This window comes from Hydrogenophaga sp. (genome assembly GCF_050250835.1).
Taxonomy (GTDB): domain Bacteria; phylum Pseudomonadota; class Gammaproteobacteria; order Burkholderiales; family Burkholderiaceae_C; genus Hydrogenophaga.
In genome coordinates this window covers 530,755-552,123 of record NZ_JBFWNX010000001.1, presented here as the reverse complement: position 1 = coordinate 552,123, position 21,369 = coordinate 530,755, and the positions used below count along the sequence as shown (strand labels likewise).

Below are 21,369 nucleotides of genomic sequence, written 5' to 3'. Positions count from 1 at the left end.
CCACATGGACAACGAACAACTCTTGGCCGAAATCCGCGAAGCCAACCTGACCTATCTCATGCTGGCGCAGAACCTGATCCGCAAGGACCGCGCTGAAGCCCTGTACCGCCTGGGCCTGACCGAAGAAGCCGCTGACTTGCTGGGCATGCTCTCCACGGCGCAACTGCTCAAGATTGCTTCGAGCAACATGCTGCTGTGCCGCTTCCGCGTGGACGACGACCTGGTGTGGAACCTGCTCACCAGCCACAACGTGAAGAAGGTGGACAACAGCACCACCACGCAACTGCACGCCAGCATCCTGATGGCTGGCAAGTTCGCCGAGTCCATGTCGGCTCACTGATACACCCCCCGCGTCGCCTTCGGCGCCACCCCCCTGAGAAGGGGGCGATACCTGAGGCCCGGCAGAGCCGGTTCCTCGGTATCTCTCGAAGGGACCTTGGCGCGCTGACATCTTCTCTCTCTCTTCTTTCTTCATCTCCAGGAGCCCACCATGGCCGCAGGCAAGAGCATCCTCAACGAATCGCGTGACATCGAGCGCGCGATTTCCCTGATCCAGCTCGGCGCCCGCCTGCAGGTGCTGGAGTACGAAACCAGCCTCTCCTACGAGCGCCTGCTGCGCCTGTACAAGGAAGTGGCCGGCAAGTCGCCCTCCAAGGGCCAGCTGCCCTTCTCGACCGACTGGTTTCTGACGTGGCAGCCCAACATTCACGCCTCGCTGTTCCTCAACATCCACGAATACCTTTCCAAGACGAGCGAGCTGGAGGAGATCGACACGGTCATCAAGGCCTTCCGTCTCTACAGCGAGCAGATGCAGGCCAGCGCCATCGAGCCGCTGCTCTCCGTCACCCGCGCCTGGCGCCTGGTGAAGTTCGTCGACAACGGCATGCTCACGCTGACCAAGTGCTCCTGCTGCGGCGGCCACTTCGTGACCGAGCCCTACGAGAACCGCCATTTCACCTGCGGCCTGTGCCAGCCACCGGCACGCGCTGGCAAGGGTTCGAACAGCGGTGGACTTCGGCTCCACTGAAAACGGCGCGCAGCCTCAAGACTTGAAATGGACCCCGATGAGGGTCCATTTCGCGTTTATGGGCCGGCTCAATCGCCCCTAGAGTTGGTCGATAGAAAAGGAAACCCTCCAAGTCACGCGCGCCCGATGGCGATGCGTCCTCTTCCAGGCTCAAGAACATGTTCGTCATCATTGGTTTCGTGGTCTCGATGCTGTGCATCTTCGGCGTGTTCATCATGCACGGGGGCAACATCGGCGTGGTGCTCAAGGCCTTGCCCTTCGAGATGACGACCATCCTGGGCGCAGCCCTGGGCGCTTTCCTGATCAACAACCAGATGAAAGTCGTCAAGGCCTCGTTCAAGGGCCTGGCGACCTGCTTCAAGGGCAGCCGCTACACCAAGGCGCGCTACATGGAACTGCTGGCGTTGCAGTTCGACATCCTGCAGAAGGCCCGCAAGGAAGGCCTGATGGCGATCGAGCAGGACGTGGAGAACCCGCACGAGTCGGCGCTGTTCAAGAAGTACCCCACCATCGCGGCCGACCACCACGTGGTCGAGTTCATCACCGATTACCTGCGCATGATGGTCTCGGGCAACCTCAACGCGCACGAGATCGAGTCGCTGATGGACGCCGAAATCGAGACCCATCACCAGGAGGCGCACGCGCCGGTGGCCGCCATCGGCCGCCTGGCCGGCGGCCTGCCGGCCTTCGGCATCGTGGCCGCCGTGCTGGGGGTGGTGAACACCATGGGGTCGGTGGGCCAGCCCCCCGCCGTGCTCGGCGCCATGATCGGCTCCGCGCTGGTGGGTACCTTCCTCGGCATCCTGCTCGCATACGGCGTGTTTGAACCGCTGGGCGGCCTGATGGACCAGAAGGTGGAAGAGGGTGCCAAGGAACTGCTGTGCGTGAAGACCACGCTGCTCTCCAGCATGCAGGGGTACGCACCACTGACCGCCATCGAGTTCGGTCGCAAGGTCCTGTTCGCCGACGTGCGACCGACCTTCAACGAGCTTGAGTCGCACGTCAAGAAAAAGTGACCATGCACCTCGCGCAGACACACCATTCCAGGGTGCCGCGGATCTGGCTTCGCCAGGCGGCAGGCACCGTCCCCCCTCAGGGGGGAACACGCCCAGCGCGGCAGGGGGGAGCTCGGTATGGCCGGTGATGGCAAGAAGCTTCAGCCGATCATCGTCAAGCGCATCAAGAAAGGTGGGCATGCGGCGCATGGCGGCGCGTGGAAGATCGCGTATGCCGACTTCGTGACCGCCATGATGGCGTTCTTCCTGCTCATGTGGCTGCTCGGCTCCACGGCCAAGGGTGAGTTGCAGGGCATCGCCAGCTACTTTGCCAACCCGGTGAAGGTCTCGCTCATGGGCGGGCCGGGAACCGGCAACAGCAGCAGCATCCTGCCGGGGGGCGGGCGTGACCTGAGCAAGGCCTTTGGCCAGATGGACAGCGGCGACTCCGAGCGCGCGGCCAAGATGATCGGTGCGCAGATGGCTCGGGCCGAACAGTCGCGCCAGGACGCCGCACGCATCGACGCGCTGGAGCGCAAGATCTCCACGCTGATCCAGAACAACCCCAAGCTCTCGGAATACGGTTCGCAGATCCAGCTGGAGAAGACCGCCGACGGGCTGCACATCCAGATCGTGGACCAGCAGAACCGCCCCATGTTCGACACGGGGTCGGCGCTGGTCAAACCTTACATGCGCGACATCCTGCGCGAGATCGGCACCGCGCTGGGTGACGTGGACAACCGCATCGCCCTGGCCGGACACACCGACGCCACGCCCTACGGCAGCGGCGAGCGCGGCTACAGCAACTGGGAACTCTCGGCCGACCGAGCCAACGCCTCGCGCCGCGAACTCGTGGCCGGCGGCCTGCCCGACGACAAGCTGCGTCGCGTGGAAGGGCTGGCCTCCAGCCGCCTGCTGCGTCCGGAAACCCCCACCGATCCGATCAACCGCCGCATCAGCATCGTGGTGATGACGCGCGAAGCCGAGGAGCGCATGCTGCAGGGCACATCGCCAGCCGCACCTGCCGTGGTGCCTGCGCCCGCATCCACCACGCCCGCGACCGCCGCGCTTCAGATTCCCGCTGAACTGACGAAAACTCCCTCACGGCCTGGTGTCTGAAGCGCCCGTCCAGATTTTCCCGTTTCTTCCCTCCCCGGAGGCATCCATGACCAGCCCGATGAAATTCCTGATCGTTGACGACTTCTCCACCATGCGCCGCATCGTGCGCAACCTGCTCAAGGAGATCGGCCACGCCGATGCCGACGAGGCTGAAGATGGCGTGGCCGCGCTGGCCAAGCTTCGCAACGGCGCATTCAATTTCGTCGTCTCCGACATCAACATGCCCAACATGAACGGCTTCGAACTGCTGGCCGAGATCAAGAAGGACGAGAAGCTCAAGCACCTGCCCGTGCTCATGGTCACGGCCGAAGCCCGCAAGGAAGACATCGTGATGGCTGCCCAGAACGGGGCCGCAGGGTACATCGTCAAACCCTTCACCAAGGCCACACTCGAGGACAAGCTCGCGAACATCTTCAAGAAGCTCGGCCTTTGAGGGAGCACCGCACCATGAATCCACGCGAAGAAGAAGCTGCCTCAGGCAGCCCCGCCATGTTCCAGCAACTGGGCTCCATCACCCGGCAGCTGCACGAAGCCCTGAAGGAACTGGGCTACACCGACAAACTCAAGGGCACCGTGGACCAGCTGCCCGATGCGCAGAGCCGTCTCTCGTACATCGCCCGCCTCACCGGCGAGGCCGCCGACAAAGTGCTCAACCACGTGGAGCTGGCCAAGATCGAACAGAGCCTGATCGCCGAACGCGGCCGCCAGCTGAGCTCCACGATCGCCCGCGTGCCGGGTCTGGCGCGCGCCATGCCGGAACTGGTCGAATGGTCTGATGAGATGGTGGCCACGAGCGAGAAGACCGATGCGCGCCTGACCGACATCATGATGGCGCAGGACTTCCACGACCTCACGGGCCAGGTGATTGCCCGTGTGGTGCAACTGGCCGGCACCATCGAAGAACAGCTGCTCAGCCTGCTGCTGCAGTCCGCGCCGTCTGGCCAGCCGGGCCAGGACCATGCCATCGAGCTGGCAGGACCGGTGGTCAACCCAGAAGGTCGCACCGATGTGGTGAGCGACCAGAAGCAGGTCGACGATCTGCTGGCGTCACTTGGATTCTGACCCCCGCGGCATGTCTGGACGCTGGCGCCACGCCGCTCTCCCTGAGCCTGTCGAAGGGCTGTGCGAGCCCACTCCTGGTTTCTGAAAAGCACGGTTTCGAAGCGTCTTATTCCCCTTTAGTTTTTCCCCCCAACTTCCAGAATCGGTTTCATCAATCGCATGAAACCGAGTCATGGAATCTTCCAGTCAGGACAAGAACCTACCCGCCACCGCGCAGCGCCTGAAAAAGGCCCGCGACGACGGCCAGGTGGCGCGTTCCAAGGACCTGTCCAACCTGGCCGTGCTTGGCGGCGGCGCCCTGGTGCTGCTGGCCTTTGCGCCCATGGGGTTCGAGCAGCTTCGCACCGGCCTGCGCAACCAGCTCACCTTTGACCACCGCGCCCTGCAGCAGCCCGAACTGGCGCTTCAACGCCTGGTGGACGGCTTCTCGCAGGGCCTCATGCTCTACCTGCCGCTGGGCTTGCTGGTGCTGGCCATCGCCCTGGCCGCCGTGGTGGCCTCAGGCAGCTGGACGCTCAGCACCAAGCCCATCACGCCCGATCTGAATCGCCTCAATCCCCTCGCCGGCATGGGTCGCCTGTTCTCGAAACAGCAACTGGTCGACACCGCCAAGCTCGCCGGCATCACCGCCGTGGTGGGCGTCGTTGCCTGGCAGTTCATCGCCTCGCACGTCGAGCTCTTCGGCACCCTGGTGATGCAGCCACTCGAATCCGCCCTGGGCCAGCTCGGCAGCTGGATGACCCTCGGTGTGAGCCTGCTGCTGCTGGTGGTGGTCTTTTTTGCCGTCATCGACGTTCCCGCGCAGAAGTTCCTGCACAACCAGCGCCTGCGCATGTCGCACGAGGAAGTGAAACGCGAACATCGGGAAGCCGAAGGCGACCCGCATGTGAAATCGCAACGGCGTGCGCGCCAGCGCGAAATGGCCCAACGCAACAGCGTGGGCGCTGTGCCCAGGGCAGACCTGGTGGTGATGAACCCCACCCACTACGCCGTGGCCATTCGCTACGACGACGCCAGCATGAACGCGCCACGCGTCATCGCCAAGGGCGCCGACCTGATCGCCCTGAAGATCCGCGACGTGGCGCGCGAGCACAAGGTGCCGGTGCTGCAGTCGCCCATGCTGGCGCGCGCCCTGTATGCCCACGCCGAGATCGACGACGAAATTCCCTCGGCCCTCTACACCGCCGTGGCCCAGGTGCTGGCCTACGTGTACCAGCTCAAGGCCGCCATGAAGGGCGTTGGCGCCATGCCCGGCGAGATGCCCACGCCGCAGGTGCCGCCCGAGCTCGATCCCCATTTCAAGAAATCCGCCCCGGAGGCCACTGAATGAACGTCCTGCAACCTGTGCAGCAATGGTTCCGGCGCAATGCGTCCTGGGCTGGCGGCCTGGCCGCGCCCATGCTGGTCATCACCATCCTCTCCATGATGGTGCTGCCGCTGCCGACCTGGCTGCTCGACACCTTCTTCACCCTCAACATCGCGCTCGCCCTCGTGGTGATGATGGTGGCGGCTTACATGCGTCGCCCGCTCGATTTCTCGGTGTTCCCCACCGTGCTTCTGCTCACCACGCTGCTGCGCCTCTCGCTCAACGTGGCCTCTACCCGCGTGGTGCTGCTCGAAGGCCACACCGGTCCGGGCGCGGCCGGCGCGGTGATCGAGGCCTTCGGCCACTTCCTGATTGGCGGCAACTTCGCGGTCGGCTTCATCGTCTTCGTGATCCTGGTGGTGATCAACTTCGTGGTGATCACCAAGGGTTCCGAGCGCATCGCCGAGGTGTCGGCGCGCTTCACCCTGGACGCCATGCCCGGCAAGCAGATGGCGATTGACGCCGATCTCAATGCCGGCCTGATCGACGAGAAGGAAGCCAAGCGCCGGCGCGCCGAAGTGGGCGAGGAAGCGGAGTTCTTCGGCTCCATGGACGGCGCCTCCAAGTTTGTGCGCGGCGACGCCATCGCCGGCATCCTGATCCTGATCATCAACATCATTGGCGGCTTTGCCATCGGCATGATGCAGCACGGCCTTTCCATGGGAGCCGCGGCCGACAGCTACATCCTGCTGGCGGTGGGCGACGCGCTGGTCGCGCAGATTCCTTCGCTGCTGATCTCGGTGGCCGCGGCCATGGTGGTTTCGCGCGTGGGCAAGGACGAGGACCTCGGCGTGCAGGTGATGGAGCAGATGTTCCTCTCCGCCAAGGTGCTGGGCATCGTGGCGGCCGTGCTGTTTGCGCTGGGCGTGGTGCCGGGCATGCCGCACCTGTTCTTCCTGCTGTTTGCCGCCGTGTTCGGCGCGCTCGCCTGGTGGCGACTCCAGGTCGAAAGCCGGCCCGCGCCCGAACCCGAGGCGGTCGCCCCCCAGGGCGACGGCGAGGCCACCTGGGACGACCTCCAGCCGGTGGACCTGCTCGGCCTGGAGCTGGGCTACCGCCTGATTGCCATGGTGGACAAGACCCGCCAGGGCGACCTGCTCACCCGAATCAAGGGTGTGCGCAAGAAGTTCGCCCAGGAGGTGGGATTTCTGCCGCCCGCCGTGCATGTGCGCGACAACCTGGAACTGCGTCCCAGTGGCTACCGCATCACGCTGCGCGGCGTGGTGGTGGGCGAGGGCGAGGTCTTCCCTGGCATGTTCCTGGCCATTGATCCGAGGGGCATCGGCACACCGCTGATAGGCACGCCCACCACCGATCCCGCCTTCGGCCTGCCTGCGCACTGGATCGACGAAAAGCAGCGCGAGAGCGCGCAAATGGCCGGTTTTACCGTGGTTGATTCCGAGACTGTGCTGGCCACGCATCTTTCACACTTGATGCAAGTCCAGGCCGCGCGCTTGCTGAGCCGGACGGAGACCCAGGACCTGGTTGAACACGTCACCCGCCTGGCCCCCAAACTGATCGAAGAAGTCGTGCCCAAGATGGTTCCGGTTACCACCTTCCAGAAAGTTCTGCAGCTGCTGCTGGAAGAGTCGGTGCATGTGCGCGACATCCGCACCATCATCGAAGCGCTGGCCGAGCACGCCACCGCCACCACCGACCCGGTGGAGCTGGCCCGCCGCGTGCGCATGGCACTCGCTCCGGCCATCGTTCAGCAGATCTATGGCCCGGTCAAGGAACTCGAAGTCATTGCCATCGAACCCGGCCTGGAACGCCTTCTCATGCAGGCCCTTTCCGGCGCGGCCAATGGTGCCCTGGACCCCGGTGTGGCCGAGATGCTGAGCAAGTCCGCCACCGACATCGCCAACCGCCAGGAAGAGAAAGGCGTGCCGGCCTGTCTGCTGGTCCCCGACGCCATCCGCAACGCCATGGCGCGCCTGCTGCGCCGCGCCGCGCCGCGCCTGCAAGTGCTGGCGCACAGCGAGATTCCTGAAACCCACCTCATCCGCATCGGCCCGATTCTGGGCGAGCTCGCGACTTGAAGCACAGAGAGGCACCTAGCATGAACATCCAGCGTTTCACCGCCCCCACCTCGCGCGAGGCCATGGCCAAGGCGCGCCTGTCCTTCGGCGACAGCGCCGTCATTCTCTCGACACGCTCCACCGGCGACGGTTTCGAGGTGATGGCCGCCGCAGAGGAAAGCCTGGCTTCGCTGGCCGACCGGGGTGGCAGCCCGGCACCCGCGCAGCGCAGCGCACCGGCGCCCCGCACCAGGGCAGCGGCCGCCACGCTCGCTGCCACGGACTCGGTCTCCAGCGACACCGAAGCCATGGCGATGAGCACGCTCTCTTTCCAGGACTACGTGCGCGAACGCATGCTGCGCAAGCGCCGCGCCGCTCTGCACGAGGGTGCTGCGCCCGCCGCGCCAGAATCTTTCGATCCCCCGCGCCGCACGGCGGTGGCCCAGTCCGCGCCGGTCCCTGTGCAGGCCGCCGAACCCATCAGCGTGCCGGTGCAACGCTTCAACGATCCCGAGGCGCTGTTGCCCCGTGCGCCGCAGGCCATTCGCACCCGAGCAAACCCCGAGCCCGCCTGGGAAGACTCGCAGCCGTCCACCCGCTTTGGCAACCACGACGACAGCCGCATGGCGGTGGAGCTCTCGGCCCTGAAAGACATGATCGAGGAGCGCTTCAACACGCTGGCCTGGCTCGGGTCGTCGCGGCAGAACCCGATTCAGTCCAACCTCATGCTCAAGCTGATCCGCGCCGGCTTTTCGCCAGCGATGTCGCGCGCCGTGCTCGAACGCGTGCCGGCGGATGCCGCCGCGCCCGAAGCGGTGCGCTGGCTCATGGACGTGATCACCCGCAACGTGAAGGTGGCTGCGAACGGCGCCGGCCTGTGCGACGAAGGCGGCGTGGTCTCGCTGATCGGTGCCACCGGCGTCGGCAAGACCACCACCGCTGCCAAGCTGGCCGCCCAGTGCGTCAAGCAGTTCGGCGCCGGCAGCGTGGGACTGATCACGCTCGACACCTACCGCGTGTCGGGCTACGAACAGCTGCGCGCCTTTGGCCGCATGCTCGGCGTCGTCGCGCACCAGGCGCAGGACCGCGCTGCGCTCAAGGACCTGCTCAACCTGCTTTCGGGCAAGCGCATGGTGATCATCGACACCGCTGGCCTGGGCCAGCGCGACCAGCGCGTGCAGGACATGCTGGATCTGCTGGACATGCCTTCGGTGAAGAAAACGCTGGTGCTCAACGCTGGTTCGCAAGGCGACACCCTCGACGAGGTGCTGACCACTTTCAAAGCCAGCAAGCTGCATGGCGTGGTGCTCTCCAAGGTGGACGAGGCTGTCAAGCTTGGTCCGGCGCTGGACGCACTGATGCGCCACGGTGTGACGCTGCGCGGCGTGGCCAACGGCCAGCGCGTGCCCGAAGACTGGCAGAACGCCGATGCGGCTGCGCTCGTGCGCCAGTCCATGGTCGCCCAGGGCAAGTCGGCCTACGACCCTCAGCCCACCGACATGGGTTTCTACTTCTCGCCGGCATCGGCCAGCGGCATCACGCTGGGGGCTTCGCATGTTTGAACCCGGCTTCGACCAGGCCGCTGGCCTGCGCGCCGAGGTGCCCACGGGCAGTGCCGCTCTGGTGCCTGTGGCCAGCCCGGCCCAGCCCGCGCGCGCCTACGAATGGCTCTGCACGCTCGCCGGCACGCTCGCCGCGCAAGGCCGCGCGGTCGTCGTTGTGGACGCCACGGCGCCTGAGTCCACCCGAGGCGAAACGCGCGATGGCACCCACCTGGGTCTGTTGCGCGCGCTGCAAGATCCTTCCATTGCGAATCTGGAACGGCCCGCCGATGGTGTCGACTGGCTGGTGATGCCCGGCGCCCATGGCCTGCGCACCTTGTGCGAGACCGCGCAGGCCGCTGGTTCGCAGGTGGCCATCTCGCGCCTGCTCGCACCATTTGCTTCGGGGGTCCTGGTGCTGCTGTTTGCGCCGGCGTTCGATCTCGCGGGGCTGCTGCCCGGCCTGGGTGCGCGCGCCCTGGTGCCTGTGATTGAACAGCCGCAAGCGAGCATCGACGCCTACGGCGCCGTCAAGCTGTTGCACACCGCAGGTCTCGCACCGGTGCTCGCGCCGCTGGCCAGCGGCGCGCCGGCTTCGTTGCAGCTGGTGGTGAACACCGTGGCCGACACCGCGCAGCGTCACCTGGGCCTGGCCCTGGAGACCTGGCCGGTGGCGAGCTGGGCCCGGCGCGTTCAGGCCGGCGCCATCGAGCGGCCTCGCAAGGCCAGTTCTCACAACGACGGATACCACGGCCTTGTGCCGGGTGGCTGGCAAGCGGGTCGAGCGAGTGCGACCCAACCTCTCTGGAGCTGAAGATGTACACCGCCAAAGGGACCCTCAACCGCGACGACCAGCTGAAGAAGTACAGCCCGCTGGTGCGCCGCCTGGCCCACCACATGATCGCCAAGCTGCCGCCCAGCGTGGAACTGGACGACCTGATCCAGGTCGGCATGATCGGCCTCACCGAAGCCATTGCGCGCTTCGAGCCCACGCAGGGCGTGCAGTTTGAAACCTTTGCCAGTCAGCGCATTCGCGGCGCCATGATCGACGAACTGCGCGAGGGCGACTGGATGTCGCGCGGCTCGCGCAAGAGCCAGAAAGACATCGAGCAGGCCGTCAACCGCCTTCAGCAGAAGTTGCACCGCGTGCCGCGCGAGAGCGAGATTGCCGAAGAGATGGGCATGAGCCTGGTCGACTACCAGCACCTGCTGGCCAAGGTGCGCGGCACCCAGCTCGTGTACCTGGAAGACATCAGTGGCAATGGCGACGATGACGATGGCTTTCTCGACCGCCACGTGGGTGATGAAGACGCCGATCCGTCGGCCAAGCTGCAGGACCACCGCATGCGCACCGCCCTGGTGGCCGCCATCAAGGTGTTGCCCGAGCGCGAGCAGCAGATCATGAGCATGTACTACGAGCACGACATGAACCTGAAGGAAATCGCCGCCGTGCTCGGCGTCACCGAGTCGCGCATCTGCCAGCTTCACAGCCAGTCGATCGCGCGGCTTCGGGCCAAGCTGCGCGAGCATTAGAAACACCCCCCTTCGCCGCTGCCGCGGCTTCCCCCCTCACTGGCGCGCCTGTCGGCGCTTGGAGGGAGAGCGACAGCTTGGGCCGGCGGAGCCGGACCCTCGCTGCCTCTGGGTGGGCGTGTGCATTTCGAGTCATGGGGGCGTTGCGCTGCGCAATAGGGGCCGTTAGAGTGGACTTCTTTTTTTGGCGAATGCCCGGAGGGACACCATGCTGGAACTGCGACCGGGTTGCGAATGCTGCAACCGCGACCTGCCGCCCGACTCCACCGAGGCGCTCATCTGCACCTTTGAATGCACCTTCTGCGCGAGCTGCGCACAAAGCAAGCTGGGCGGCGTGTGCCCCAACTGTGGCGGTGAACTGGTGCGCCGGCCCCGGCGGCCTGCGGGCAAACTCGGCAACAACCCGGCATCCACCACGCGTGTCTTCAAGCCCGAGGGCTGCGCCCAGGCGGCATCTGCGGCGACATCCCATGCGTGAACCGGATCGGAGTACCCTTCCCATGCCCGACATCGACGCCATCCAGAAAATCATCGAGCCCCTGTTTCCCGGCCTCATGGGTGTGCGGCTGCTCGAACTGGCGCCCGACCGCGTCGTGGCCGAGCTGGAGGTGCGGCCCGACCTGTGCACCGCCGGCGGCATCCTGCACGGCGGCGCCTACATGGCGTTTGCCGACACCTTGGGTGCGGTCGGCACGGTGGTCAATCTGGCACCGGGTCACCACACCACGACCACGGATTCGAGCACCAAGTTCATTGCAGGGGCCAAGGTGGGCACCTCGGTGAAGGGTGAGAGCGTTGCGCTGCACCGGGGCCGCACCACCATGGTGTGGGAGACCCGCATCACCAACGCGCAGGGCAAGCTGTGTGCGGTGGTGTCGCAGACGCAACTGGTCATGGAAACCCGAGGCTAGGCCGTGCTGTTTCGCACGCGTGCCGGCCAGGATGCTGCCAGATAATCCAGAGCGCTGACCACGCTGGCAGTGTCTTTTGAATGAAGGTTTCCATGCGCTTGCACCTGTTCGCCCTCGCACTCGTCTCCCTCCTCGTTGCCGCCTGCGGCACCCAGTTGAAGGTGGCGCCCGTCGACCCGCAAACCGGACTCATCAAGTCGGAGAAGGGCACCGTCATCGAGGCCACTGTGGTCACCTCACGCAAGTTTCCGCTCGCACAGCACAAGGGCATGGCCTTCGTATCGGGTGGCGGCACCTACGCCGTGGAACAGATGCGCGCGCTGGGCTACTTCGACCAGGTGGTGAGCTACGACGATCTGCAGAAGATCGTGATCGCCAACCGCCTGCAGGAGCAGGTGCCCAGCCTGAACGAGCCGATCGGCCTGAACAGGCTCTACCGCGCCTACAAGCCTTTCCTGTGGGTGCATTTCAAGCGTGTGCAGCGTGAAAGCAAGACCTACCTGCAGCTCTTGGCCATCAACCCCGACACACTGGATGAAGTGTTCGTGAGCGAGGTCCACATGGATTTCGTGTGGGCCGGCGTGACCGACCAGAACGCGCGCTATCCGCTGTTCAACGCGTTCAATCGCTGGGTCCAGCAGAACCGTTGAACATGACACGGCCGCTGCCCTTCGTCCGAGAAGCCGGCGCCGGTCCAGGGGTGGTGTGTCTGCATTCGAATGCCAGTTCGTCCAGCCAGTGGCGCGGCCTCATGGATCGCCTCTCGCCACGCTTCCGGGTGGTGGCGCCCGATTCTTACGGCTCGGGCAAAAGCCCGGACTGGTCCTCCGACCGCACCATCTCGTTGCGCGATGAGGTGGACTTTGTGGAGCCTGCGTTCGCGCGGGCGGGCTCTCCGCTGGTGCTGGTGGGGCATTCGTATGGCGCGGCCATTGCACTGATCGCCGCCCTGGCCAACCCGCAGCGTGTGCGCGCCCTCGTGCTGTACGAACCCACGCTGTTTTCGCTGCTGGAAGCCGAGCGACCCTCCCCCAACGAGGCCGATGGCATCCGCCATGCGGTGGCCGCTGCGGCCGCCGCGCTGGACGCCGGCGACGAGGACGCGGCCGCACGTCATTTCATCGACTACTGGATGGCCCCTGGCAGCTGGCAGAACACGCCCGAAGAACGCAAACCCGCCATGGCCGCATCGGTGAGGGCGGTGCGCCGCTGGGCCCACGCGCTGATCACCGAGCCCACACCGCTGGCGGCATTTCGCGGGTTGCAGGTGCCGGTGCTCTACATGGTGGGCGAGCGGTCCACCGTCTCGGCGCATGGCGTGGCGCGCCTGCTGGGTTCAGCGCTGCCTCAGGTGGAGATGCGCCGCTTCGACCGGCTCGGCCACATGGGGCCGATCACCCACGCGGAGTTGGTGAACGAAGCGATCGAGCGGTATCTGGATGGGCTGGCGTGATCGCCTTCACCCATGCCTTCAGTCAAAAAAAACGGCCCTCAATGGGCCGTTTTTTCATGGAAGAGGTACCGCTCAGGCACGCAGGAAACCCCGGCCTGCGCCACCCATGGCATTGGGCTTGACGATGCGGCCGTAGGTGGGCTGCTGCTGCAGGGCTTGCTGGGGCAGCAGGCTGCCTACGGCGCGTTCGCTCTGGGCGTTGGCGCGCAGCACGGCCGAGCGCAACTGGGCGAAGCGCTGGGCGGCGTTCTGCATGTCGTGCCGCAGGGTGCTGCCGGGCACGGCGAATTCGCTGGTCTTGGGCGCCTGCTGCAGCACCGACTGCATGGCCGCGCTGGCCTGCTCGACGCCAGCCGCATCGCCCTTGAGCAACGCGGTCTCCAGGGTGTCCAGGCTGGCTTGCAGCGTGGCGATCCAGGGGTGGGCGTTGTTCGCGGGCGAGTGGTTCATGGCGATGGCTCGGTTTGAAAAATCAGGCTCGTGCCCCTGACAGCATTTCGGCCGCATTGGCCAGCATCTTGTCCGCGATGGCCTCGGCGTTCACCTGGAACGTGCCGTTGGCAATCGACTGTTTCATGGCTTCGACCTTCTCCGCGTTGAACACTTCGCCGCCGCCGCCCGGGCCCATGGCCGAGACGGTGGAGGGCGAGAGCGTCACCGTGACGCCGGCCGCCTGGGGCTTGCCCGCAGGCGTGCCAGCAACGGCTTCGGAGCCGGCAACGGGCTTGTCGGCCGCCTTCTGGGGGCCGCCAGCCACGGAACCTATATAGGAATCGGGTGAAGAATCGACTTTCATTTCACGCTCCAGACCCTGGTTTCAGGGCAATGTCATGAAACTATCGACCGGGGTTGAGCGAACTTTAAACATATTTGCTGCACAGTCTTGCGCAATCCGTCACGCCCCGCAGCGGGTGGCGGACGTCCGGCTTACAGGGGGAGCTCGACGGTCTGGTCGGGCTGCACCAGGCCGTTGACGACCTTGCCGCCGGGCAGCCTCACCCGGGCGTTCTGCCCCACGAGGCCAGCGGTGAGCGCCTGGCCGGTGGCGCTGATGCGAAATCCCTCGCCGCCGCCCATCACCCGAACCTGGGCGCCCGCCTCGAAGGCCTTCATCGGCCGGACCATGTGTTCACGAAGCGCCTGGCCCGGGGTGAGGGCGAAGGCGGTTTCCATGCCCACCCAGCGTTCGGGCGTGCCCAGCACGCCGGCGCGGTGGGCTGCCCAGTCCACTTCGGCCAGTTCGGCGTCTTCTTGAGTGAGGGTGGCGCCGGCGCCCACGGCGCGCTTGAGCACCCAGGCCGGGCCGAAGGCCTTCACCGTGACCGGCAGGTACACGTTCCAGCGGCGCGCGCCTTCCACACAGCGCAGGCCGATGCGGCTGCGGCCCCACAGGCGCGAGCCCGGTGGCATGAAGGGCTCCACCTTGTCGCAGGGGGCCAGGCGCAGGCGGCTGTCCAGCGATCCCACGTCCACCTCGGTGCGCAAAGGGGCCGCCCCCCCGGTGGGCAGGGCAGCGGCCAGCGCGGGTTGAATCCAGTCGCGCGCTGCCTGCTCCAGGGCCTGGGCTTCGCTGGCGCGGGCGGGGCTGCCCAGACACACGAAAGCCAGCAGCAGGCCCATCCATCCCGCTCCTCGGGCGCCGGAGCGCGGGGTGCAAAAGGGGTCTGGCATGGGCTTCTCCTGGGGGCGTTCGGGCGGGGACAGGTGAGCACTTTAGGCGCGAGCAGGCCAGGGCAAAGGTGGGAAATGCCTTGCAAAGCGCCGCTTGTTCGGCCCATTGCCGACCCTCAAGATTTTCATAATTCCTTCACGCCCCGGTCCCGCAACCGGCCTCCCCAACCCGCGCAGAGGTGAACATGCTTGAACAGATGACCGCGAAGCTGGACTTCCACGCCAACGCCCTGTTGCTGCGTTCGCAGCGCCAGCAGGTGATTGCCAGCAACATCGCCAACGCGGACACACCGGGATACGTGGCGCGCGATTTCGACTTCGCGCAGGCGCTCAAGAACGCATCCGGCGCCCTGGGCGGTTCCGCCATGGCCGCCACCGACACGCGCCACATGCGCCTGGGCGGTGGGCAGGGCGGCCAACCCGAGCTGGCCTACACCCTGCAGACCCAGCCCAGCCAGGACGGCAACTCGGTCGACCTCGACCGCGAGCGCGCCAACTTCGTGGACAACAGCGTGCGCTACGAATCCACGCTGCGTTTCATCAACGGGCATGTGAAAACCATGCTCTCCGCGATCACGGGCCAGTGACCTGAAAGGAATTAGCCATGTCGATGTTCTCCATCTTCGGTGTCTCGGGCAGCGCGGTCAGCGCGCAGTCGCAGCGGCTCAACGTGGTGGCCAGCAACCTGGCCAACGCCGATGCCGTGGCCGGGCCCGATGGCCAGACCTACAAGGCGCGTCACATCCTGTTCCAGACCGAACCCATGGGCGGCCAGGGCAATGCCGGCGTGACCGTGAAGGACATCGTCGAGAGCCAGACCCCGGGCCGCCGCGAATACAACCCCAGCCACCCCAGCGCCGACGGCGAGGGCTACGTGACCCACTCCAACGTGAACCCGGTGGAGGAGATGGTCAACATGATCTCCGCCTCGCGTTCGTACCAGAACAACGTCGAGGTCATGAACACGGCCAAGTCGCTGTTGCTCAAGACCCTGCAGATGGGGCAGTAAACCATGTTCATCCAGCCGCTCGACCTCACCACGCTCGGTACCACGCCGGGCAGCACCACCGGCACGTCTGCCAAGAACAACATGGACCCGGCGGCGTCGCAGGACCGGTTCCTCAAGCTGCTGGTGGCGCAGCTCAACAACCAGGACCCCCTGAACCCGATGGACAACGCGCAGATGACGACCCAGATGGCGCAGATCAACACGGTCAGCGGCATTCAGGAACTCAACGCCACGCTCAAGGGCATGGCCACGCAGTTCTCCTCGCTCACGCAACTGCAAGGCACCTCGCTGATCGGCCGCGAAGCACTGCTGCCTGGGTCCACGCTCACCTACAAGGGCGACAACGCCAAGGCCGCTTTCTCACTCGACGCCCCGGCAACCGATGTGCGCGTGGACATCATGGGCACCAACGGCGAGGTGATCGACACCCTGCAGATGGGGGCCATGAATGCGGGCCTGCACGGCTTCGACTGGAACGCCGCCGGCATCGACCCGGCCACGGTCAAGGGATTCCAGGTGCGGGCGTTCAACGGCACCCAGTCGGTCAGCGCCCTGGCGCTGCAGCGGCTCTCGGTCGATTCGGTGAGCTTCTCTTCGGGCTCCATTCAGATGCTGCTGCAGGACGGCAGCTCGCGCACCTACGACCAGGTCCTCGCTTTCATGTGAGCCCTGACACCTTCCGTCTACCGCACCCCATTCCAACCCAAAGGACACCACCATGGCATTCCAGCAAGGTCTCTCCGGTCTGAACAGCGCCAGTCGCAACCTCGACGTGATCGGCCACAACATCGCCAACGCCAACACGGTCGGCATGAAGACCTCGCGCGCCGAGTTCGCCGAGCTCTACGCGAGCTCGGTCAATGCGGCCGGTGGGAGCAACAAGGGTATCGGCGTGACCGTGGCCACCGTGTCGCAGCTCTTCACGCAGGGCAACATCACCGTGACCGGCAACGACCTGGACCTGGCGATCAACGGCAATGGCTTCTTCGAGGTCACCCAGCCCAACGGCACGCTGGCCTACACCCGCGCCGGCATGTTCAAACTGGACCCCGATGGCAACATCATCAACCAGCAAGGCGGCCAGCTCATGGGCTACCCCACCGACGCCGCAGGCAACCGCCTGAGCTTCGACAGCCAGCCGCTCTCGCTGCCCACCGGCGCCCCGATACCCGCGCGCCAGACCAGCGGCATCGTGGCCGAGTTCAACCTGGATGCGCGCGCACCCATTGCGTCCAGCGTCACGCCGCCCACGCCCATCACCACCTACGGCACCTCCATCGTGGCCTACGACCCGCAAGGCATGGAAGTGCCCGTGGGCCTTGCCTTCACCAAGACGGCCAACAACAGCTGGGAGGTCTACACCAGCGTGAACGGCAGCGCGCCGGCACCCTTCGTACCGCCGGTGGTGCTGAACTTCAATGCCGACGGCTCGCTGAATCCGGCCTCCATCACACCCGCTCCCACCATCACGCTGGCCTCGCCCAACGACCCCGCCGTGACCTTCCCCGTCACCCTCGACCTCACCAATGCCAGCCAGTTCGGCACCAGCTTTGCCATTCACGATCTCGACCAGGACGGCTACTACCCGGGTGAATTCGTGAGCCTCACCATCGACGAAAGCGGCGTGGTCACTGGCAGCTATTCCAACGGCGAGACGCGTGCGGCCGGCCAGGTGGCGCTGGTCAACTTCCGCAACACCCAGGGCCTGTCGCCCTCCAGCGGCGGCAACTGGACCGCCACCTTCGCCTCTGGCGAACCGGTGCGCGGCGAGCCCGGTTCCGGCAACTTCGGCGGCATTCGTGCCGGCGCGCTGGAAGACTCCAACGTCGACCTCACCGGCGAGCTGGTCAACATGATGACCGCGCAGCGCGCCTACCAGGCCAACGCACAGACCATCAAGACGCAGGACCAGGTTCTCAGCACCTTGCTGAACATGCGTTGATGAACGCCTGACCTGAATCGAACCCAAGGAGCCCCGCATGGACCGTTTGATCTACACCGCGATGACCGGCGCCAACGCCGCGCAGCATCGTCAGCAGGTGTTGTCCAACAACCTGGCCAATGCGTCCACGCCGGGTTTTCGCGCCGAGCTCTCCACCTTTCGCGCCGTGCCCGTGCGAGGCGACGGCGCCACCACGCGCGTGTTTGCGCTGGAGTCCACGGCGGGCCACTCCAACCTGCCCGGCGCCGTGACCGAGACCGGCCGCAACCTGGACGTGGCCGCACAGGGCAATGCCTACTTTGCCGTGCAGGCCTTCGACGGCACCGAGGCCTACACCCGCGCCGGGGCGCTCGAAGTGAACACCGAAGGCACTCTGGTGAATCCGCAGGGCATGCCCATGCTCGGCGATGGCGGCCCCATCGTGATCCCCGAAGGTGCGCGCGTGGACATCGCCACCGACGGAACCGTGAGCACGCGGGTGGGTGAAGAGCCGCCGCAGACCGTGGGCCGCATCAAGATGGTGGTGCCCGATGCCGACAACCCGCTGCGCCGCAGCGAGGACGGCCTGTTCCGCGGGCTGCAAGGCGACCCGCTGCCCGCCAGCGACGTGGCCCGCCTGCAGGACGGCGCCATCGAGGGCTCCAACGTGAATCCCATGGAAGCCATGATCGGCATGATCGCCGTCGCGCGCCAGTTCGAGGTGCAGATGAAGATGCTGCAGAACGGCGAAACCAATGACAAGACCGCCAGCCAACTCCTCAGCATGAACGGCTAAGGATGAGAGAACACCCCCGCGTCGCTTCGCGCCACCCCCCCAGGGGAGCGATACCTGAGGCCCGGCAAAGCCGGTTCCTCGGTATCTCTGGTCCAGATCGCCTCCACTGAACAAGGAAGAACCATGATCAATTCCCTGATGATTTCCAAGACCGGCATGCAGGCGCAGCAGATGCAGCTGGACGTGATCTCCAACAACCTGGCGAACGTGTCCACCACGGGCTTCAAGCGCGCCACCGCCGTGTTCGAAGACCTCATGTACCAGAACCTGCGCCAGGTGGGTGCCAACTCGGCCGAGCAGGCCGAGCTGCCCACCGGGCTGCAGGTGGGCCTGGGTGTGCGCACCGTGGCCACCACGCGCAACTTCAGCCAGGGCAGCATGCAGCAGTCCGACAACCCGCTGGACCTGGCCATCAACGGCAACGGTTTCTTCCAGGTGGAAATGCCCGATGGCACCACCGCCTACACGCGCGATGGCGGCTTCAAGCCCGACGCGCAAGGCCGCATCGTCACCTCCAGCGGCTACCCGCTCACCGCCGGCATCACGGTGCCCGCCGAAGCCCAGAGCATCACCATCTCCAGCGATGGCGTCGTGACCATCAAGCTGCCGGGCAATGCGGCTCCGCAGCAGGTGGGCGTGATCGAACTGGCCAGTTTCATCAACCCGGCCGGTCTCGAACCCATGGGCCAGAACCTGTATGCCGAAAGCCTGGCCTCGGGCAACCCCATCAACGGGGCGCCTGGCTCGGCCGGCATGGGCACGCTGATGCAGGGCTTCGTGGAGACCTCCAACGTCAACGTGGTGCAGGAACTGGTGACCATGATCCAGACGCAGCGCGCCTACGAGATGAATTCCAAGGCGATCCAGACATCCGACCAGATGCTTCAGCGTCTCAGCCAACTCTGAGGATTCGCCATGCGCATTGCACTCACTCTGCTGCTTGCCCTGCTCGCCACCGGTTGCGAGACGCTGCAGCGCACGCCCCAGGTCGACCTGGTGCCGGCCGCCCCGGTGCGTTATGCGCAGGCGCCGGCGCTCGCCGCGCCCGCCACCACGGTCTCGCCCAGCGGTGGCCTGTTCCAGGCGGCCAGCTACCGGCCGGCGTTCGAAGACCCGCGCGCGCGCCTGCCGGGCGACACGCTCACCATCCAGATCACCGAGCGCATCAGCGCCAGCCAGAGTTCGTCGGCTTCCATCGACCGCAGCGGTGACGCTTCGGCCGGTGTGTCGGCCATTCCGTTTGTGAGCCCGGGCAGTTCGCTGCTGGGCAAGCTGGACCTGGGGGCCAACTCGTCGAACAAGTTCTCGGGTGACGGCAGCACGCAGAGCGCCAACACTTTCTCAGGCTCCATCACCACCACGGTGCAGGAAGTGCTGCCCAACGGCCACCTGCTGGTGGTGGGGGAAAAACAGATCGGCGTGAACCAGAACGTGGACGTGCTGCGCTTCTCCGGCACGGTCGATCCGAGACAGATCCGCCCCGGCAACGTGGTGGCTTCCACGCAGGTGGCGAACGCACGCATCGAGTCGCGCGGGCGCGGCGCGCAGGGCGAAGCGCTCTCAATTGGCTGGCTCGCACGGTTCTTTTTGACGGTTCTGCCGTTCTAGCTCCGAACCACAATGGACCACGGACTGTCCTCATAGGAACCTTGCGGTGAAATCCCTTTCATACCTCTTGCGCACGCTGACCCTGGCCCTGCTTCCCGTGGCGGTGGCGCTGCCAGCGGCCGCCCAGGCCATCCGCGTGAAGGAAATCGCGTCGGTGCAGGGAGTGCGCTCCAACCAGCTCACGGGCTACGGCCTCGTGGTGGGTCTCGACGGCACGGGTGACCAGACCACGCAGATGCCGTACACCGCGCAGAGCCTGAACAACTACCTCCAGCAACTCGGCCTGTCCCTGCCACCGGGCGCCAACATGCAGTTGAAGAACGTGGCGGCCGTCATGGTCACCGCGCAACTGCCTGCCTTCGCCCAGCCCGGCCAGATGATCGACGTCACCGTTTCCTCCATCGGCAACGCCAAGTCGCTGCGCGGCGGCACCCTCATCACCACACCGCTCAAGGGCGCCGACGGCGAGATCTACGCACTGGCCCAGGGCAACCTGCTGGTGGGAGGCGCGGGGGCTTCGGCCGGCGGCAGCAAGGTGCAGATCAATCACCTGAGCGCGGGGCGCGTGCCTGGCGGCGCGCAGGTCGAACGGGCGGTGGCCACGCCGTTCGCTTTGGGCGACACCATCGACCTGGGCCTGAGCTCCAACGATTTCCAGACCGCCAGCCGCGTCACGGACGCCATCAACAAGGCCATGGGTGCCGGCGTGGCCAGCGCGGTCGATGGCCGCGTGGTGCGCCTGCGTGCGCCGGCCGATCCTTCGGCCCGCGTGGGCTTTCTGGCGCGTGTGGAAGAGGTGCGGCTCGACGCCGCCGTGCCCATGGCGCGCGTGATCATCAATTCGCGCACCGGCTCCATCGTCATGAACCAGGCCGTCACGCTCAGCGCTTGCGCGGTCTCGCACGGCAATCTGTCGGTGAGCATCAGCTCCACGCCCGTCATCAGCCAGCCCAACCCGCTGTCGGTGGGCGGGCAGACCGTGGTGAGCGAAAAGGCCAACATCCAGATCAGCCAGGACAAGGGATCGCTCATCCAGATGGATGCCGCGCCGCAACTCTCGGACGTGGTGCGCGCGCTCAATTCGCTGGGCGCCACGCCGCAGGATCTGCTCGCCATCCTGCAAGCCATCAAGGCTTCGGGTGCCATGAACGCCGAGCTTGAGGTGATCTGATGTTGTACGGATCTCTTGTTCAGATGGGCCGCCGTTCGAGCGAGGGCTTCGACAGGCTCAGCCCGAACGGGAATCTGTGGCTCAGCCCGAACGGAGATGTGTGTCTCAGCCCGAACGGAGATGTGTGTCTCAGCTCGAACGGAAATCTTCTCGCTCGTTGGCTCCAGT

General features: G+C 65.9%; 26 protein-coding genes. 23 read left to right on the top strand and 3 right to left on the bottom strand.

Annotated elements, in window-relative coordinates:
• Positions 1 to 4 precede the first annotated feature (4 nt).
• From flhD to AB7F11_RS02555, 15 genes are all read left to right on the top strand, one after another.
• Complete coding sequence (gene flhD, locus AB7F11_RS02625; RefSeq protein WP_428299786.1) at positions 5 to 340, top strand: flagellar transcriptional regulator FlhD; 336 nt, start codon at positions 5 to 7, stop codon at positions 338 to 340.
• A 150-nt stretch (positions 341 to 490) separates the two neighbouring features.
• A complete protein-coding gene (gene flhC / locus AB7F11_RS02620) occupies positions 491 to 1,027 on the top strand; it encodes a flagellar transcriptional regulator FlhC (RefSeq protein ID WP_428290436.1) in 537 nt (178 codons plus the stop codon).
• Between the two features lie 158 nt (positions 1,028 to 1,185).
• Complete coding sequence (gene motA, locus AB7F11_RS02615; protein WP_428290435.1) at positions 1,186 to 2,043, top strand: flagellar motor stator protein MotA; 858 nt, start codon at positions 1,186 to 1,188, stop codon at positions 2,041 to 2,043.
• A 117-nt stretch (positions 2,044 to 2,160) separates the two neighbouring features.
• A complete protein-coding gene (gene motB, locus AB7F11_RS02610; RefSeq protein ID WP_428290434.1) occupies positions 2,161 to 3,141 on the top strand; it encodes a flagellar motor protein MotB in 981 nt (326 codons plus the stop codon).
• 46 nt (positions 3,142 to 3,187) lie between these two features.
• Positions 3,188 to 3,574, top strand: a complete 387-nt coding sequence (cheY, locus tag AB7F11_RS02605) for a chemotaxis response regulator CheY (RefSeq protein ID WP_428290433.1) — start codon at positions 3,188 to 3,190, stop codon at positions 3,572 to 3,574.
• A gap of 14 nt (positions 3,575 to 3,588) precedes the next feature.
• Complete coding sequence (locus AB7F11_RS02600) at positions 3,589 to 4,203, top strand: protein phosphatase CheZ (protein WP_428290432.1); 615 nt, start codon at positions 3,589 to 3,591, stop codon at positions 4,201 to 4,203.
• 172 nt (positions 4,204 to 4,375) lie between these two features.
• Positions 4,376 to 5,533, top strand: a complete 1,158-nt coding sequence (locus tag AB7F11_RS02595; RefSeq protein ID WP_428290431.1) for an EscU/YscU/HrcU family type III secretion system export apparatus switch protein — start codon at positions 4,376 to 4,378, stop codon at positions 5,531 to 5,533.
• Positions 5,530 to 7,608 (top strand): flagellar biosynthesis protein FlhA, encoded by a 2,079-nt coding sequence (flhA, locus tag AB7F11_RS02590; RefSeq protein ID WP_428290430.1) that lies wholly within the window; start codon positions 5,530 to 5,532, stop codon positions 7,606 to 7,608. The genes AB7F11_RS02595 and flhA overlap by 4 nt, the downstream gene beginning before the upstream one ends.
• Positions 7,609 to 7,628: 20 nt before the next feature.
• Positions 7,629 to 9,149 (top strand): flagellar biosynthesis protein FlhF, encoded by a 1,521-nt coding sequence (gene flhF, locus AB7F11_RS02585; protein WP_428290429.1) that lies wholly within the window; start codon positions 7,629 to 7,631, stop codon positions 9,147 to 9,149.
• Positions 9,142 to 9,942, top strand: a complete 801-nt coding sequence (locus AB7F11_RS02580) for a hypothetical protein (RefSeq protein ID WP_428290428.1) — start codon at positions 9,142 to 9,144, stop codon at positions 9,940 to 9,942. The genes flhF and AB7F11_RS02580 overlap by 8 nt, the downstream gene beginning before the upstream one ends.
• Before the next feature lie 2 nt (positions 9,943 to 9,944).
• Positions 9,945 to 10,661 (top strand): RNA polymerase sigma factor FliA, encoded by a 717-nt coding sequence (locus AB7F11_RS02575; protein ID WP_428290427.1) that lies wholly within the window; start codon positions 9,945 to 9,947, stop codon positions 10,659 to 10,661.
• Positions 10,662 to 10,869: 208 nt separating this feature from the next.
• The gene (locus tag AB7F11_RS02570; RefSeq protein WP_428290426.1) at positions 10,870 to 11,139 is read left to right on the top strand and encodes a DUF1272 domain-containing protein; all 270 of its coding nucleotides are present in this window, start codon (positions 10,870 to 10,872) and stop codon (positions 11,137 to 11,139) included.
• A gap of 22 nt (positions 11,140 to 11,161) precedes the next feature.
• Positions 11,162 to 11,572 (top strand): PaaI family thioesterase, encoded by a 411-nt coding sequence (locus tag AB7F11_RS02565; RefSeq protein ID WP_428290425.1) that lies wholly within the window; start codon positions 11,162 to 11,164, stop codon positions 11,570 to 11,572.
• 92 nt (positions 11,573 to 11,664) lie between these two features.
• Entirely contained in the window at positions 11,665 to 12,222 is a 558-nt protein-coding gene (locus AB7F11_RS02560) for a hypothetical protein (RefSeq protein WP_428290424.1), read from the top strand.
• A 2-nt stretch (positions 12,223 to 12,224) separates the two neighbouring features.
• On the top strand, positions 12,225 to 13,025 hold the full coding sequence (locus AB7F11_RS02555; protein WP_428290423.1) for an alpha/beta fold hydrolase: 801 nt from the start codon (positions 12,225 to 12,227) through the stop codon (positions 13,023 to 13,025).
• 72 nt (positions 13,026 to 13,097) lie between these two features.
• Here AB7F11_RS02555 and AB7F11_RS02550 read toward each other — a convergent pair whose 3' ends face one another.
• The 3 genes from AB7F11_RS02550 to flgA all read right to left on the bottom strand — a co-directional run bounded on the left by AB7F11_RS02550 (position 13,098) and on the right by flgA (position 14,696).
• Entirely contained in the window at positions 13,098 to 13,475 is a 378-nt protein-coding gene (locus AB7F11_RS02550; RefSeq protein ID WP_428290422.1) for a hypothetical protein, read from the bottom strand.
• A 22-nt stretch (positions 13,476 to 13,497) separates the two neighbouring features.
• On the bottom strand, positions 13,498 to 13,821 hold the full coding sequence (gene flgM / locus AB7F11_RS02545) for a flagellar biosynthesis anti-sigma factor FlgM (protein ID WP_428290421.1): 324 nt from the start codon (positions 13,819 to 13,821) through the stop codon (positions 13,498 to 13,500).
• A 131-nt stretch (positions 13,822 to 13,952) separates the two neighbouring features.
• Positions 13,953 to 14,696, bottom strand: coding sequence for a flagellar basal body P-ring formation chaperone FlgA (flgA, locus tag AB7F11_RS02540; protein ID WP_428290420.1), 744 nt, complete (start codon positions 14,694 to 14,696; stop codon positions 13,953 to 13,955).
• A 185-nt stretch (positions 14,697 to 14,881) separates the two neighbouring features.
• On the opposite strand from flgA, the gene flgB reads away from it, so the two are divergent.
• The 8 genes from flgB (at position 14,882) to AB7F11_RS02500 (ending at position 21,201) form a co-directional block, all read left to right on the top strand.
• Positions 14,882 to 15,283, top strand: a complete 402-nt coding sequence (gene flgB / locus AB7F11_RS02535; RefSeq protein WP_428290419.1) for a flagellar basal body rod protein FlgB — start codon at positions 14,882 to 14,884, stop codon at positions 15,281 to 15,283.
• A 17-nt stretch (positions 15,284 to 15,300) separates the two neighbouring features.
• Positions 15,301 to 15,705, top strand: a complete 405-nt coding sequence (gene flgC / locus AB7F11_RS02530) for a flagellar basal body rod protein FlgC (RefSeq protein WP_428290418.1) — start codon at positions 15,301 to 15,303, stop codon at positions 15,703 to 15,705.
• A 3-nt stretch (positions 15,706 to 15,708) separates the two neighbouring features.
• On the top strand, positions 15,709 to 16,371 hold the full coding sequence (locus AB7F11_RS02525) for a flagellar hook assembly protein FlgD (protein WP_428290417.1): 663 nt from the start codon (positions 15,709 to 15,711) through the stop codon (positions 16,369 to 16,371).
• Between the two features lie 52 nt (positions 16,372 to 16,423).
• Positions 16,424 to 17,647 carry a flagellar hook protein FlgE gene (gene flgE / locus AB7F11_RS02520; protein ID WP_428290416.1) on the top strand — a complete coding sequence of 408 codons (1,224 nt, stop codon included), beginning with the start codon at positions 16,424 to 16,426 and terminating at the stop codon, positions 17,645 to 17,647.
• Positions 17,648 to 17,684: 37 nt separating this feature from the next.
• Positions 17,685 to 18,422 (top strand): flagellar basal-body rod protein FlgF, encoded by a 738-nt coding sequence (flgF, locus tag AB7F11_RS02515; protein ID WP_428290415.1) that lies wholly within the window; start codon positions 17,685 to 17,687, stop codon positions 18,420 to 18,422.
• A 123-nt stretch (positions 18,423 to 18,545) separates the two neighbouring features.
• Entirely contained in the window at positions 18,546 to 19,328 is a 783-nt protein-coding gene (gene flgG, locus AB7F11_RS02510; RefSeq protein ID WP_428290414.1) for a flagellar basal-body rod protein FlgG, read from the top strand.
• A gap of 9 nt (positions 19,329 to 19,337) precedes the next feature.
• The gene (locus AB7F11_RS02505; RefSeq protein ID WP_428290413.1) at positions 19,338 to 20,030 is read left to right on the top strand and encodes a flagellar basal body L-ring protein FlgH; all 693 of its coding nucleotides are present in this window, start codon (positions 19,338 to 19,340) and stop codon (positions 20,028 to 20,030) included.
• 46 nt (positions 20,031 to 20,076) lie between these two features.
• On the top strand, positions 20,077 to 21,201 hold the full coding sequence (locus tag AB7F11_RS02500; RefSeq protein WP_428290412.1) for a flagellar basal body P-ring protein FlgI: 1,125 nt from the start codon (positions 20,077 to 20,079) through the stop codon (positions 21,199 to 21,201).
• Positions 21,202 to 21,369 lie beyond the last annotated feature (168 nt).